The organism is Oligoflexia bacterium (assembly GCA_035326705.1).
Taxonomy (GTDB): domain Bacteria; phylum Bdellovibrionota_G; class JALEGL01; order JALEGL01; family JALEGL01; genus JALEGL01.
On sequence record DAOLES010000004.1, the window covers coordinates 156,905 to 171,819 of the forward strand.

The following is a 14,915-nucleotide window of genomic DNA, read 5'->3' on the forward strand; positions in this document are numbered from 1 at the left end:
ACGGCAAATCTAGTCTTGACCGATGATGCAGAGTGTTGTAGTCTGGGCCGATCATGAGACGGTATTTTCATAATGTATGCTTGCTTATTTTGTGTTTATCAACAGTATTGTTTGCACAATCTAATGGTAATGAAGATGAAACAAAATTAGAATCATACCGACATCGAACGCCATCACAAGAATGGCAAGAGTTATTATCTTTTAGACGTCCATACTTACAGCAGTTGGTGGAGTTTCTAAATGACCATAATGATCAACCAGAAATTAGAAAAACACTTAATAAAGATCAACTCTTTGAAACCGCCTGGCACTATATTGCTACTGTATATGAAAAGCCAACCAGGGGTGGGTTTACAGCATCTTTGGCCCAGAAGTTTCCGCCAGTAACGTATCTTGGTTTTTTTAGAGAAGCAGAAAGTCCAACAACCTTTAGAATGCAGTTACGTGGGATCAATGGTTCATCTGATTATCTGGAAATTAGAAGAGCCACTGTTCAAGACGCTAAATGGGAAATGTTTGAACAACAAAGAAGCTGGTGGGAAAATGCAAATAGTATTGGTAATACCGAGTTTTTTGATAACAATTTGTTTACCTATTCAACAATTTACGGCATGCCAAGGTTGGTTATTCCAAGAAGAGAACAAAAAGACTATTATGACATTAAAATAGGCTCAGGCAAGAGAATAAGAATGACTACTCATCAGAAATTTGAGTTTGCCAGCAATCAAGAAGATGAATGTGCAGAAAATCCTGATGAAATTACACATAGTATAGAGCCTGAATTGGGAGATTGTTTTATGGTGGAGCCAGAAGAGGATAACACATACATTTTATGCAATTCAGAGAAAAATTTGTATATGTACAATCGCTGTAACCCCAGTGCTTTGGCGCGTTATAATGAGGGTTGCCAGCATGTTGAGTTTGAATACCAGGTCTATTTAAAAGCGTCAGATAGTAAGATAAACACCCAAAAAGAATTTATTGCAGCAAGTAGATAAAAAACTATACCCAAAAAAGTTTTAAAATTCTAAATGGTTGTTAATACGACTTATTGAAGCATACTAAAAAGACTTTTTTTCCAAACCAAGAATGAAGAAAAATGTAGACCTTTTGTGCATGATTTGCTAGCTATAGCATTCCATTGATTCAAATGGGCGGTTAGCTCAGCTGGGAGAGCATCTGCTTTACACGCAGAGGGTCGGGGGTTCGAGCCCCTCACCGCCCACCATATCTATTTTTTTTAAAGGGGAAACGCTTCCCCCTCGAAAACAAAAAACGTGGTTTTTGTTTTCTCACCCCCTGCGGTCAACTTCGGCACAAGGCCTCGTTTCCACTGTTTATGTATCTCATCTTATGGTTAACTTTTTATGTACAGGCATTGAAGGTTTGTATTTGATACTGGGAGATTCGCCGAAGAGGCGAATCGAGACAGTACGAAAGCCCCTCAAAAATCAAAACCGCGTTTTGATTTTTTCACTCCCGTGGTATACATCATTATAAAACCTTGTCTCCGTTACACTCTAACACATTAGCAATGAGTGATTTTTTTTATGTATGAGTTTTGGAGGTTTGAACATGATCATTTTGACATATTATGATTGAATAAAAAAATATTTATGATACATTGAGTCAATTTTAGATTGCTAGCTATGGGAAAGTCATGAGGATATTAATAGGGTGTATTTTACTGTTCAGTTCATTTTTAAGCGGTGTTCAGGCATGCGAAAATATTAATCTCTTAAGTCGTAAGAAAAATCAACAGTTAATAGACTATCTTGCAACAGAAGATTCAGGGTCATGTTTAGACTTATTGTTAGAAAGCAAAAAATTAAATTACCAGTTTAAGCACTTGCTAAATGAAACATATGCGGTTGTCTGGGAAAATATTTTTACTATTTTAGAGAGCTTAATTGTTGACTCCAATCAACTTGAAAAACAACAAGGTATAATTTTAAATAATGTTAAATACATTCAGCTCTTCAAAAGAAAAAGATCTTTGATGTTAAATCCTAATAAGAAGGATTTGTATTATTTATTAAGGCAAAGACAATATATAGATCAACTTTTTGCGTTTGATAATAACCGTGTAAATGATTCAAATATAAGCTCAGAAATTTATAAAACTTTATTTTATATTGGTTTTGAAAATGAATCGGAAATAATTTTCTTTAACCATGACTATCGTTTAGATTTAATTTATTTTTTAAGTCAGGGTATTGTTTTTTATGAAAAATTTTCTGAATATTTTATTGATAAAGTTTTTTACATTCTTGAAACAATTCCTTTTAAATATCAAACAGAACAAAGAGCAGAGAACTGGAACCTTTTTTATAGCATTCTAGCTCAAAAGCAACATGTTCTTTATAGAATTCAATCTGATCATGAAAAACAAATAAAACAAGAAAAAGTTACCATGATGTTATTAAAAGTATTAAGAGAACTTGATATTTATAGTATTTTTAGTGAAGTACAAAGAGACTCTATCAGCAATGCAGCCAAAACCTTGGCTTTAAAAATAAACAGTTTAAGTTATTTTTCCCAAGAAGTTTATGTGGAATATTTTTTAGAGTTGATAAGCTTATATTATGCAGTAACAGGAAAAGATTTTGAAAAACTGATTGTTTTTGAAGACAGCATAAAAAGCATGTGTGATCAAAATATCAATATATGTAGGGAAAAATTTGAGAAAGAAGGAGTAGTTTCACGACTGATTGCCAACTATTTTTTAAAACAGCAAGCTCAAGAAGATATTTTCCAAGAACATATTCTTGAAGATTTAAATGGAAAAGTATACAGCGCAACATGTTCTCTTGAGTATATAGAAAAATTAAAAAACCATTTGTTAACAACTAAACAACATTTTAATGAGTTATTTTTTGAAGATTTTGAACAAGAACCTGAGCCAATCAGTGAAAACTTACAAGACTTTATTCTTTTTTTATTTAAGAGTCATGAAGCCTATTGTAGTTATGTAAGTCGCTTAGAAAGTAATTATGACTATGCGCAAGCTGAAGAAACTGCAGGTTTGTGTTCAAAAGAGCACCCTGAACACATTACACTTTATGCATGTATATCAAAATATCAAACAGAGTATACAGTTGCTAAACATGAATATGTTCATTACTTACAAAAACTTTATTTTTATAGTACCAGGTGGGTCAATGTTGACTTGAGGCGGGAAGATACTGGTGCTGATCGATTGAACTGGCTTTCAGAAGGCTCGGCAGATTATTTGGCTTATGATGATAATCAAGAAAGAGTTGACGCATTCTGTAGTGAAATAGATCAGAACGATCTTGATACTTGGACAATTACCAATTTAATTAATAAAGAAGAAGCATCCAGGCAGTATTATTCTATAAGTGCGCTTTTTATCATGTTTTTAAATGATTATGATGATGGGGTATATCAAGAGACTATTTTTAAAAAAATTAGAAATAGTCTGAGATTTGGTGATGCTGAAGATGATGAATATAATATTGAGTACAGTAAAATTTATAACAGCAAAAATTCACGAACACGTGTCCAAGCCATGTTAAACCAAAGAGATAATAGTTATATACATCAAGTAAAACCGTTATTAGAGAAATCAGAGCTGCAAACTCAGTTTTCTGAATTTATTAAAGAAGATGTGTGCAAGGATAAATTTTAATAGATAAGTCAGTTAATGATATACACGGCATAAAAGCAATTGCTTCAAAATTTATAGCAGTCATGTGTTATAGTCATGAACGATGTCAAAAAGACAAACTTTGTTAGAAGAGATTCGGCAGTGTACTTTATGTTTAGATGAATTGCCTTTAGCACCAAGGCCTGTTTTAAACTTTGCAGCGGAAGCAAATATTTTATTGGTGGGGCAAGCACCAGGCATCAAAGTTCATGAAACGGGTATTCCTTGGCATGATGCTAGCGGAGAACGTTTAAGAGATTGGTTGCAAGTGAGCAGTAAAATATTTTATGATCCCAAAAAAATTGCCATTGTGCCTATGGGTTTTTGTTATCCGGGAAAAGGAAAAACTGGAGATTTACCGCCCATGAAACGCTGTGCACCCACTTGGATGCCACCAATTTTACAACAATTACCCAAGGTTCAATTAACCTTATTGGTGGGGGCCTATGCCCAAAAATATTTTTTACAAGCTTCATTCAATGGCTTAACCCAAACTGTAAAAGATTATAAAAAATTTTTACCCAACTATTTTCCACTGCCGCATCCTTCTCCAAGAAATAACATATGGCTAAAAAAGAACCCATGGTTTGAAGAAAATGTACTTTCAGACTTAAGACAGATAATAAAGGCCGTGTTATGAATTGGGATTTATTGATGGGGCCTTTGCCTGTTTTAGCATTGTTAACCGGTTTATGCATGGGATTGATGGGCAGTGGGGGATCGTTGCTGACTGTTCCTATTTTTATGCATATCTTTCATCTTAATAGCAAATTGGCGGTGATGGCTAGTCTAGCAGTGGTTGGCATCAATGCTGTTTTTGGGAGTATTTTAAATATCAAAGACAAGCACATAGACTGGACAGCAGCCTTGAGCTTTATTCCGGGCTCCATGTTGGGTACATATCTTGGCGCGCGTATGGGTTTGGTGATGTCACAAACCATGCAGGTTAATATTTTTGTAGCCATTGTTTTTTTTGCTGCGTATAAAATGTTTAGAGCCAATTCAGGCAGCTCAGTCAATTTACAAGGCCCCCATAAAATAGCCACCAGCTTTTTTTACTCTATGGTGATTGGTTTATTGACCGGTGTTTTAGGCGTTGGAGGAGGTTTTTTGATTGTCCCCGCTTTGGTCTTATTGGTTGGACTGGAACATAAACACGCAGTAGGCACCTCTTTGTTTATTATTTGCTTCAACGCTTTTTTAGGTTTTTGGGTGTATCAAAAAAGTTTAAACCTACAGAACCATCAACAATTAATTGTATATTTTAGCATCATTGCCATGTTGGGAGTGTTTATTGGACATGCCACCATGAAAAAACTGCCCTTAAAAACCTTTAGATTTATTTTTGCTTTTGCTTTGGTGTTTTTAGGTGCATGGATGTTGATCAAAAATCTATAGTGTTAAAGGTTTAGATTTTCTATATGCTTGATGCATAAAAATCCGTGAAAATGATTGACCTGTCTACAAAAGCTTGTTAGAAGCTAAAAACTTGTTTTGTTCAAGTTTATTCTAAACGCGGTGTTAGTTCAGTTGGTTAGAATGCCAGCCTGTCACGCTGGAGGTCGCGAGTTCGAGTCTCGTACACCGCGCCATTTTTAAGTTCACAAATATATTGCGGTCATTAAAAAATAAGTTGTTTATTGCTATTTAGACTCGAACTCGCTTCGCGAGCTCGTTTTAATATATGTGTTGCCTTTGGCAACATGGCGTACACCGTGTGATTAATAACAAGCTATTTTATATGGCTTGTTACAGGGGAGTGAAAAAACAAAAACCATGTTTTTTGTTTTTGAGAGGGGCATGAGCCCCTCTTTAAAAGAGAGCGAAGCGGGACGAGCTCGTTTTAATATTTGTGCTGCCTTTGGCAACATGGCGTACACCGCTAGATCAATAACAAGCTATGTTATGTGGCTTGATTCACAGGAGTAAAAGCTAGGCTTAGCTTTTGATAGATTATCATTGAGTACAAAATCATTAAAATTAACCCTAAAAATAGCACTTGCATCGGGAATGGAAGTGTGCTAGATAAATAACATCATGCGTTATAAATACATTATTTTATCTAGTTTAGTATTAATTATGGCTTTTGTCCTCAATGGCTGTGGACCGGTGGACAACTTCCAGAATCAAAGGCAGATCAGTCTGGAAACTTTGGCTTTGCAAAGCACTTTCGTGATTAACAGTTTTCATCCCAATTATTCAGGACAAAACCCGCCAACAAATGTTGGAAATTTAGGAACCAATGTTATTCAAGCGACGTTCAGTGAAAATTGTGATCAGCTAAGCTTACAAGCAAGTTTTCGTTTAACCGAAACCATTTACAACGGACCTAACTCAACAAGTGTCGCGGATTTAACCAATACAACCACTGTTTTGTGTTCAGGGCCATTTGCAACGTTTACGATCAACACACCCAATGGGAGTGGGGGTGCCTTGGCTGCCAATGCAAGGTATGAGTTAACCATTTTTCAAACAGCTCGTTCTGCTCAAGGGCAAAATTTAAAATATTTAAATATTTATAAAATGTATACAAACTTTAACTTTGATAATGCTGGAGCTTTTGGTTTTACCGATCCAGCCAACCCACCCAGAGTTATTGACGTCAATTATTATGAAATCTGTGGTCAGCCCTACATGTTTATTTTCTTCAGTGAAGATTTAGCTCGCGCACCTTTGGTCAGAGTGAAAACGGGTGTAATTGGTACATTCATTGGTTTAGGTGATCCAACCTATTCAACATGGCCAGCATATTCTGGGCGTATGGACGTTTTTGGTGTGCATATCAACAGTGGCGGCGCCTTATCCGGACATAATATCAAAATTTTCAAAAATGATGTTGTTGATTTACAAGGCGATACCATGGAAGCCGATTATCAAAAAGGTGGATTATTTCAGCTGATTTCACCGTGTTAAGTAAAGTAAAGAAACGCTAGGCTATTTTATATAGCCTAGCGCAAGGGAGTGAAAAAACAAAAACCACGTTTTTTGTTTTTGAGAGGGGCATGAGCCCCTCTTTAAAAAAGAGCGAAGCGGGAAGGTGGATTATTTCAGCTGATTTCACCGTGTTAAGTAAAGTAAAGAAACAAATACTATAAAAGGGATTTTCCACATGGAAAGTCCCTTTTTTTATAGGATGTGTTAAATGGTTGTCGCAAGTGGAAAAAAATCGCCTAAAAATGTCACAATAAAAAATCTAAAAAAATCAAATAATATCATGCAGTTATAGGATGTGTTTTTGGCATCAAGTTTGCTTTTATAATGCTTGAAGTTAAACATACATCAATAGCCTAAGGGGCTATAACCTTTTTAAGGAGACTTTGGCATGAAAATGAATAAATTAATATTAAGCAGTTTTTTACTGTTATCCGGGATGGTTTTTACCGGTTGTGCCGTGGATGATACCATGGGCGGCGGGGGCTCGGTCACTGAAAGCAATTTTTACGTGGTCGACTTTACACCAAGTTTTGATACAACCACCAGTGAGCAAACAGCCTCTATTGTGGCTGCTTTTAGTATGCCGGTGGATGTAGGCAGTTTAATTGGTAACTTTAGCTTAACGCAAAAGATCAATGATCAACAGGTCAATTTAACGCAATGTTTAACCCTCTCTGTTGATGGTACTGGAAGTATTGTGACCTTTCATATCAACCCAGATAGCAATCCAAGTACACCATGCCCAGAAAGTCAACCATTGGCTGATAGAGCAGATTATATATTTAACATCAATCAGACAGTGAGACCTTTGGGTTTAAATATGGCCTTAACGGCACCCATCAGTCATAAGTTTAATACCGGCGGTGGTTTTGAAAACACCAGCGGGGGTGTAACCTTGCCAGGTAAGCCATATATTATATCTAGAAACTACGTGCGTCGTTGTTATATTGATGCCACAGGACAACAGGTGCATACAGCCCAGATTGAAGTAACATTTAGTGAAGACTTGGCCTTTGCGCCTATTGCGGATGTTCAGGTCACCAATGATGGTGCCAATAACTACGCAATTGTGCCCATGACTCAGCTGGTTGCGGGTGATATGAGTAAAATGAAAGTGGTTGTTCCAAGTATTGGTGGGGTGCAAGGTTATAAAATTAGATTTGCTTCTAACTATGTTAGAGACTTAGAAGGCTTATTTATGGACGCCTATGAAAGCAGTGGTATGTACCAAGCCTTTGTTCAATGTAATTGATCAATGTTTTAACTCGCCAAACATATGCTCCACAAAAAAGGCCTACTTTAAGTAGGCCTTTTTTATTAATAGAGTCTAGCGTGACTTAAACCGGAATTTTGTTGTTTAAAATAACCTTGAATTCCACGATAAATCGCCAAAGCAATCTGATACTGATAGGCGGTGTTGCGTAAACGTTTTTCTTCTAGTTTGTTGGTGATAAAAGAGGTCTCTACCAAAATGGCTGGCATGTTGGCTCCAGTTAAAACATAAAAACGAGCACTTTTAACCCCACGATTGTAAACATTGTTGTAGTTTTGACTAAGATGTTTGAATAAACTGTTTTGAACGATACGGGCCAAATCCGTGGACTGCACAGTATGAAAGTTTTTCAGCATTGAGGCTTTCATGATTTCTAAAAAATAGGCATCATTTTGTGGAGTTTTTTTGGTTTTAGGAACCGCCAACTCACCGTTCTCGCGCATGGCTACACGTAAACTTTCTTCATCATCGGCATTGTGTAAAAAATAAGTGCTCACACCATTGGCAGTGTTTTTTTTATTGGCATTGGCATGAATGGAAACAAACAAATCACCATGATGTTTATTGGCAAAATTGGTTCTGTCCCAAAGATGTAAGTAAGTATCGCTTTCACGGGTCATCAAAACACGGTAATGATCATCTTGATCTAAAATTTTCTTTAGACGTTTGGCAATGCTTAAGGTGACATCCTTTTCATTGGTTTTATAAAATGGGCCGCGCGCACCGGAGTCTTCACCGCCATGACCCGCATCAATAATGATAATATGCTTATTGCTTTTGGTTTTAGGTGGGTTAATAATTACTTCTGGAGTTTGTTTGGGAGCTTGTTGAGTTTTGTTTGCAGGGGCGCTCATTGGAGAGATTTCAATTTCTTGAGTGCTGGGGATCTCAATATCAATGGGGGGGGTAGAAGGCTTGGATGTGTCTAAAGACTTAGCCGCGCTTTGATTTGAAGAGCTTTGAGTGAGATCATCTGTCTTTGATGAATTAATTTCAAGTTGAACAGGCCCAGATTCTTCAAGTTGAAGGATGGCGAGATCTGTAGCTTTTTTTGCCAGAGAAATAATAAGGGTATTGTTTTTATGTTCCAAAACAATATTGTTTTGGTCTAGAGTTTTGGGTAAGTCTAATACTATACGAACAGTATCTTTATCTTTTTGTGCAATCCTAACACTTTGAATCAATGTAAAATCTCCACCCAAATTTGGAGAAGGAAAGTTTTCATTGAGGCTTGCAGTTGAAAAATCAACATAATAACGAGCATTGGGTGAAACGTCACTGGCTCTTAGATAATGGCCTTTGCTTTCAATACTTTTACTAAAAGTAAGGATAACTTGTTCAATGCCCAATTTTTTTTTAACACGTAAGTTTTGTAATTGAGAAGGACTGTCTTGAGCAAAAAGCAATAGAGAGTAGCTCATTAACAGCAGCAAGCTGTGCCGAATTTGCCAATTTTTGCGGATTGCCAACATGCGCCAATTATAGCGTAAAATGATTAAGCTTCCAAGTTACATTGCAAGCAATTGGTTTTTGTTTAGCTTTTTTGCTACTGCTAAAAGGTACCGGGTACCTTTTGGTAATTTTTTAAGAGATCTCGTTTTGCCATTGATAGAGTAAGTCTAAGGCTTGTTTAGGGGATAAGCTGTTTAAATCAGTATCTTTGAGCGCTTGTTCTACAATTGAGGATGTTTGGGCTTTAGATCTAGACGTAGCAGAAAAGTCAAAGCTACATTGCGGTGGTTTCATATGTTGTTGCTCTAAATTGTTTAACACTTGGCGTGCCCGATGCACAACATCATCTAGAACACCCGCCATTTTAGCAACCTCTAAACCATAACTTTGGCTGGCCGGACCTTGTTTAAGGCTATGTAAAAAAACAATACTATCCTGCCAAAGTTTAGCCGCTACATGATAGTTTTGCATTTTTGGTTTTTGTTCAGCCAACTCTGTGAGCTCATGATAATGCGTAGCAAATAAAGTTTTGGCAGCAATATGGTCATGTAGGTATTCTGATACTGCCCACGCAAGAGCAAGACCATCATAAGTGCTGGTACCTCTGCCCACTTCATCAAGAATAATTAAAGAATTTTGGCTGGCATTGCGCAAGATTTTTGCGGTTTCATTCATCTCTACCATGAAAGTTGAGCGTCCCTGGGCTAGGTCATCACCAGTTCCCACGCGAGTAAAAATTTGATCTACATAAGGGATATCCGCTTCTTGAGCTGGCACAAAACAACCAATGTGCGCCATATAGACAATAAGAGCGGTTTGACGCATAAGGGTAGATTTTCCAGACATGTTAGGGCCAGTTAAAATAATCATTTGTTGCTGGTCGTGATCAAGAGTAAGGTCATTTGGGACAAAGCTTGCATTGTTAGGCAAATGTTGTTCAAGCATAGGATGACGACCTTGCTTAATCTTAAGGGTTAAACCTTTGGCACAAAGATTTGGTCGTATGTAATTGTTTTGCAATGCGGCTTGTGCAAAAGCTGCAAGAACATCTATTTGCGCTATCAAATGTGCTTGTTGTTTAAGTTCATGGGCTAAGGGAGCCAGCTCAACAAGCAATTGAGTGTACAATTCTTTTTCCAAACGCAAGCGTTCATCTTGAGCATTGAGCAACTTTACTTCATAGTTTTTAAGTTCTTCGGTGATGAAGCGTTCAGCGTTAACCAAGGTTTGTTTACGAACATAATGGGCAGGCACTTTGTTGATATGGCTCTTGCTTACTTCAATGTAATAGCCAAAAACCTTATTGTATCGGACTTTTAAGGTAGTGATGCCGGTGTTTTTCTTTTCTTGTTGTTCAAGCTGACTTAACCAATCCTGACCATGAGTGCACAGTTTTCTCAGTTCATCCAGTTGAGAGTTGAAACCATCTTTAATCACCCATGCATCCTCAATGCTTTTAGCCGGCTCGTCTTGTAAACGCTGTTGAAGAAGCTTCATGATAGGCTTGCAAGAAGATAAGTTTTTACTGAGTGTGCTTAGCGCATTGTTAGCGTCAAAGCAGAGCGTGTTTAGATGCTCAGATATAAGGGGAATAGTTTGAAGACTTTGTAAGATGGCAAGCAACTCTAAGGGTTTAATGGTGTGCTGAATGATTTTGCTGGATAAGCGTTCAAGGTCACAGATGCCTTTGAGTAACTTTTGCAATTGTTCTAAAGTTTTGGGCTGCTCATACAAACTGGACACAGCGCTAAGGCGAGCGTTTATTTTTTCTTGATCTAGCAAAGCTTGGCTCATCCAGGTATAGAGCAGACGGGTTCCCATTGTGTTTTTGCAATGATTAAGCAGAGAAAATAAATCATGTTGAGAAGAGTGAGCATTAGGAAATAGGTCCAAATGATTTTGGCTGATTTTATCCAAATGCAAAAATTGATGGCTGTGTTGATGCTTAGGAATATCTAGGTGATTGCAGTTGTTTTTGCGTAAGTCTTTAGCGTAATAAATGATGGCATGGCAGCTGGCAGCTTGAGCCTGAATGTTGCTAAATCCTAAACCGTGCAAGTTGTTTAAGTTAAAAAAATCCGCTAAAGCTTTTTCTCCTTCAGAAAAAACCCAAGTATCCAGAGCATGAAAAATAACATCGCGTTGAACACTGGCAAAAGCAGTTTGCCAAGCACTTAGTTCAGCGGGCACATTTTTATTGGGAACCAAAATTTCTTTGGCTTTGAGTTGCCAGAGTTGGTGTTCAAGGTTACTTAAAGAATCCAAGACGGTACTGGCAAAGTGACCATTGGCAATGTTCATCCAAGCCAAGGCATAAAGAATTTTTTTGTTTTGAGTGCTAGGATAAATAGAAACAATATAACTGTCTTGTGTAGAACTCAAGCCTTCAGTTTCTGTGCGCATGCTTGGAGTAACCACTTTAACCACATCACGTTTGACCAAACCTTTGCTGGCAGCAGCTTCTTCCATTTGTTCACAGATGGCCACATTGAGACCATGATCTAAGAGTTTGGCAATATAACTGTTGGCGCTGTGGTGAGGAACGCCACATAAAGGGACGGGATCTTTGGCATTTTTATCTCTACAGGTCAGCGCAATGTCTAAAATAGGGGCAGCTTTTTGCGCATCATCAAAAAACATTTCATAAAAATCACCAAGCCTAAAAAACAGTATGCAGTCTTGATAGTTGGATTTGATTTCTAGGTACTGCTTCATCAAAGGTGTTTGTGCGCCAGCCATGAGTTTTCTTGTATATAAAGCAGAGGCATTTTTCTAGTGTTTTCTTACTTAAAATTGGGTCACAATAGCTGTGAGTTGTAAGTTGAAAAAACAGGGGCTTTCTGCTATGAATAACGCAATGCATTTTTACGGAAAGATTAAACGCAGTTTAAATTACACTGTTATTGTCATGGCTTTTTGTTTTTTTTGTAGCTGTAATATGAGCATAGCCGCCAAGGATAACTCTAACACAGGTGTAAAGCCAGGTATAAAAACAGTACCTTCAAAACAAACTCAAGTTGTAACAGCCCAAGAGGAGGCAAACTTACCAGAGGAAAATGAAGACATAACAATAAACGATGACGACATGTTTTTAAAATTGGGAGACAGTCAGATAAAATTGCATTTACGACGCGTCCCCAAAGGTTCTTTTAATATGGGGATCAGTGAAGAGCAATACAAAGACTTGTTGCGCAAGTATGACGCTTTGGCCATCACCAAAGATGATGAGATTATAGATGATACAGCAAGAAAAGTTAGCATTGAGCAGGACTACTTCATAGGTAAGTATGAAGTGAGCAAAGAACAGTACGCCCAATTTGATCCCAGTTATGATTACCCTGAAAAGGAAAAAAACATTCCTATGACCAATATTTCAGTAGAACAAGCCAATGAGTTTTGCGCATGGTTAAATAAACAGTATGAAAATTATGAAATTAGATTGCCCAAAGAGATTGAGTGGGAATATGCAGCCAAAGGAGCTACAGAAAATACCTACACTTGGGGTATGGATTACGATAAAAGCAAGGCCAATTTAGAGTCTGAGCAACTATTGGCAGTGGGGAGTAAACCGGAAAGTGATAGTTGGGTGGGAGCTTCTGATATGCTGGGGAATGCTACAGAAATGTGCTCTATAGACGAGGTCTACCAAAGAAATGATGAGTACGCTAGCGTGAGCGCCAGAGGCGGACGCTACTTTTCTGATGATTTGAATGCAACAACGACGACACGTCATCTTCTTTACAGTGGACAAAGAGTTGATGTGGGCTTTAGAATAGTAGCAATTCCATTAGAGCCAGAATCAAACGATGAATGATGTTTTTTGTGAACAGCAAAAAAACCGTGCTTACTGTTTAGGGCATAAATAAATATTTGCTTATTTCATGTGTTAATGAATGGTTGGCTTGGTGTCTTCGTCTTCTTCGTTGTTAGCTTTATCAAAGCGAAGCACTTTTAAGTTGGGTTTTTTACGTTTGGGCTGCTTGAAGCTGAGCCATAAAGCATAAAAGTGATGTTGATATTTCATGTATAAAAACCATAATGCGCCAAAGGCAAGTCCACTTAAATGGGCTGCATGATTAATACGGGTGTTGGGTCCAGCATTTAATAAAGATATGAGCTCTAATAAACCAAAGGCCATAACGGCGTATTTTGCTTTGATGGGTATGACAAAATAAATATACAAGACTCTGTTAGGAAACATTAATCCATAGGCCAAGAGTAGAGCAAAAATAGCGCCGGATGCGCCAATGGTGGGAATCTTGAGTAGGGTAGAAACCAGTCCAGCACCTATGCCAGCAAAAAAATAATAATTTAAAAACTTTTTGCTTCCCCAAGTCCACTCTAACTCTGAACCAAACCAATACAAGGCAAGCATATTAAATAGAAGGTGAAAAAACTCCAAGTGCATGAACATGTAAGAAAACAATTGCCATACGGCAAAGTCTTTTAAAACTCTATCAGGAGAAACTCCCAAAAGTTCAACCAAAATCATTTGATAGCTCATGCCATCTACAAAACCTTTATTGCGAACCAATAAACTACAAACATAAAATAGTACATTGATCACAATCATGGTTTTAACCATAGGGCTGATGGGGCCGCCAAAAGATAGTTTGGTTTTTGCTGGTGATCGCATATTGTGTTTGACTATACCTTAAATTTTGGGTTTTGGGGGACGTTTATCTTCATCTTCAAACAACTCAGTATTGCCTCTTAATTTGTAGCCCAAGATCATACCTAAAATAATGCTAAATGGGATAGCATAAATATGAGGAAATAAAGGCATACCAAAAACGTCATTTAGAATATCCACTTTGCCCATACTACCTAGAGATTCTTTTTTGTAAAGTCTCAAAAGGTACGGCCTTACTTTTGAGAATAAAAAACATGGGTTTGATCTCAAAAGTAAGGCCGTACCTTTTGAGATTATTTTTTTATGCAAATGCAGCCTTTTTTGTTTTCTGCTTTGAGTCGGGCTTCAAGCTTTGAATAATCCAGTTGATTTTTTTTGCGGTCCTCATTTTTTATTTGGCCACGCAGCATTTTTTTTAGTTTGAAACGCTCAATGGTATCAATACTATGTTCAATGGCAGAATGCGTTTCTTCTAATTTTCGTTCTAAATTGAACTGACAATCATTAAAGTCTGTAAAACTTTTGTTGGACAACAGTTGATTGCCCCAGTTCTTACATTGATCGACATTGGATTCTTCAACAAGCATGAAACTGCTTTTACCTTCTCCAGACTGCCCCGAACTTGAAGATGAATTACCTCCAAAACTAGGGGGGGTAAAAGGGGCATCAAAATCATCTTGATCTCCGAAGTCATCGTCCGAGCTGTTTGTGTTATTGTTGGAGGGCGCTCCATTGGAATTACTGGGGGGTGTAACGGGTTCACCCCAAGGTGAATCATAAGGATTTAAAGGCGGCGGCGACTCATCATCTTGAGCAAAAAGACAAAGGCTAGCACTTAAAAAAAGAATGATGCAGTATTGAACGACGTAGATTTTCATTATAAATATACATTATACAGGTTTTTAAAGTCTAGGCTAGGACTGAATTGTCTGTGAATATGCGGTAAGAAGGAA

12 protein-coding genes and 2 tRNA genes are annotated in these 14,915 nt (G+C 37.5%); 9 read left to right on the top strand and 5 right to left on the bottom strand.

The features are described 5' to 3' along the window. Positions 1-53: 53 nt before the first annotated feature. The 8 genes from PKC21_07295 to PKC21_07330 all read left to right on the top strand — a co-directional run bounded on the left by PKC21_07295 (position 54) and on the right by PKC21_07330 (position 7,856). A complete protein-coding gene (locus tag PKC21_07295) occupies positions 54-998 on the top strand; it encodes a hypothetical protein (protein ID HMR25143.1) in 945 nt (314 codons plus the stop codon). Between the two features lie 154 nt (positions 999-1,152). Continuing rightward, positions 1,153-1,228: transfer RNA gene (locus tag PKC21_07300), tRNA-Val, on the top strand. 432 nt (positions 1,229-1,660) lie between these two features. Next, on the top strand, positions 1,661-3,652 hold the full coding sequence (locus tag PKC21_07305) for a hypothetical protein (protein ID HMR25144.1): 1,992 nt from the start codon (positions 1,661-1,663) through the stop codon (positions 3,650-3,652). A gap of 82 nt (positions 3,653-3,734) precedes the next feature. Then, positions 3,735-4,310 carry a uracil-DNA glycosylase family protein gene (locus PKC21_07310; GenBank protein ID HMR25145.1) on the top strand — a complete coding sequence of 192 codons (576 nt, stop codon included), beginning with the start codon at positions 3,735-3,737 and terminating at the stop codon, positions 4,308-4,310. After that, positions 4,307-5,068, top strand: coding sequence for a sulfite exporter TauE/SafE family protein (locus tag PKC21_07315; GenBank protein HMR25146.1), 762 nt, complete (start codon positions 4,307-4,309; stop codon positions 5,066-5,068). Before PKC21_07310 ends, PKC21_07315 begins: the two co-directional genes overlap by 4 nt. A 117-nt stretch (positions 5,069-5,185) precedes the next feature. Further along, a tRNA-Asp gene (locus PKC21_07320) sits at positions 5,186-5,262 on the top strand. Positions 5,263-5,707: 445 nt separating this feature from the next. After that, positions 5,708-6,583 (top strand): Ig-like domain-containing protein, encoded by an 876-nt coding sequence (locus PKC21_07325; protein HMR25147.1) that lies wholly within the window; start codon positions 5,708-5,710, stop codon positions 6,581-6,583. A gap of 409 nt (positions 6,584-6,992) precedes the next feature. Next, a complete protein-coding gene (locus PKC21_07330) occupies positions 6,993-7,856 on the top strand; it encodes a hypothetical protein (GenBank protein HMR25148.1) in 864 nt (287 codons plus the stop codon). Positions 7,857-7,921: 65 nt separating this feature from the next. Here PKC21_07330 and PKC21_07335 read toward each other — a convergent pair whose 3' ends face one another. Together PKC21_07335 and mutS are read right to left on the bottom strand one after the other, a co-directional pair. After that, entirely contained in the window at positions 7,922-9,349 is a 1,428-nt protein-coding gene (locus PKC21_07335; protein HMR25149.1) for an N-acetylmuramoyl-L-alanine amidase, read from the bottom strand. Between the two features lie 112 nt (positions 9,350-9,461). Beyond that, a complete protein-coding gene (gene mutS / locus PKC21_07340; protein ID HMR25150.1) occupies positions 9,462-12,068 on the bottom strand; it encodes a DNA mismatch repair protein MutS in 2,607 nt (868 codons plus the stop codon). A 106-nt stretch (positions 12,069-12,174) separates the two neighbouring features. On the opposite strand from mutS, the gene PKC21_07345 reads away from it, so the two are divergent. Continuing rightward, complete coding sequence (locus tag PKC21_07345; GenBank protein HMR25151.1) at positions 12,175-13,143, top strand: SUMF1/EgtB/PvdO family nonheme iron enzyme; 969 nt, start codon at positions 12,175-12,177, stop codon at positions 13,141-13,143. 72 nt (positions 13,144-13,215) lie between these two features. Here PKC21_07345 and PKC21_07350 read toward each other — a convergent pair whose 3' ends face one another. The 3 genes from PKC21_07350 to PKC21_07360 all read right to left on the bottom strand — a co-directional run bounded on the left by PKC21_07350 (position 13,216) and on the right by PKC21_07360 (position 14,840). Next, positions 13,216-13,965: a rhomboid family intramembrane serine protease gene (locus tag PKC21_07350; GenBank protein HMR25152.1), complete on the bottom strand. Its 750-nt coding sequence runs from the start codon at positions 13,963-13,965 to the stop codon at positions 13,216-13,218. An 18-nt stretch (positions 13,966-13,983) separates the two neighbouring features. Further along, the gene (locus tag PKC21_07355; protein ID HMR25153.1) at positions 13,984-14,184 is read right to left on the bottom strand and encodes a hypothetical protein; all 201 of its coding nucleotides are present in this window, start codon (positions 14,182-14,184) and stop codon (positions 13,984-13,986) included. Positions 14,185-14,255: 71 nt separating this feature from the next. Further along, positions 14,256-14,840 carry a hypothetical protein gene (locus tag PKC21_07360; protein ID HMR25154.1) on the bottom strand — a complete coding sequence of 195 codons (585 nt, stop codon included), beginning with the start codon at positions 14,838-14,840 and terminating at the stop codon, positions 14,256-14,258. Between the last annotated feature and the right edge of the window lie 75 nt (positions 14,841-14,915).

Bases quoted from the DNA above. Each gene is read 5' to 3' on its own strand.
- PKC21_07295 (HMR25143.1), top strand. From the start codon at position 54: ATGAGACGGTATTTTCATAATGTATGCTTGCTTATTTTGTGTTTATCA.
- PKC21_07305 (HMR25144.1), top strand. From the start codon at position 1,661: ATGAGGATATTAATAGGGTGTATTTTACTGTTCAGTTCATTTTTAAGC.
- PKC21_07310 (HMR25145.1), top strand. From the start codon at position 3,735: ATGTCAAAAAGACAAACTTTGTTAGAAGAGATTCGGCAGTGTACTTTA.
- PKC21_07315 (HMR25146.1), top strand. From the start codon at position 4,307: ATGAATTGGGATTTATTGATGGGGCCTTTGCCTGTTTTAGCATTGTTA.
- PKC21_07325 (HMR25147.1), top strand. From the start codon at position 5,708: ATGCGTTATAAATACATTATTTTATCTAGTTTAGTATTAATTATGGCT.
- PKC21_07330 (HMR25148.1), top strand. From the start codon at position 6,993: ATGAAAATGAATAAATTAATATTAAGCAGTTTTTTACTGTTATCCGGG.
- PKC21_07335 (HMR25149.1), bottom strand. From the start codon at position 9,349: ATGTTGGCAATCCGCAAAAATTGGCAAATTCGGCACAGCTTGCTGCTG.
- mutS (HMR25150.1), bottom strand. From the start codon at position 12,068: ATGGCTGGCGCACAAACACCTTTGATGAAGCAGTACCTAGAAATCAAA.
- PKC21_07345 (HMR25151.1), top strand. From the start codon at position 12,175: ATGAATAACGCAATGCATTTTTACGGAAAGATTAAACGCAGTTTAAAT.
- PKC21_07350 (HMR25152.1), bottom strand. From the start codon at position 13,965: ATGCGATCACCAGCAAAAACCAAACTATCTTTTGGCGGCCCCATCAGC.
- PKC21_07360 (HMR25154.1), bottom strand. From the start codon at position 14,840: ATGAAAATCTACGTCGTTCAATACTGCATCATTCTTTTTTTAAGTGCT.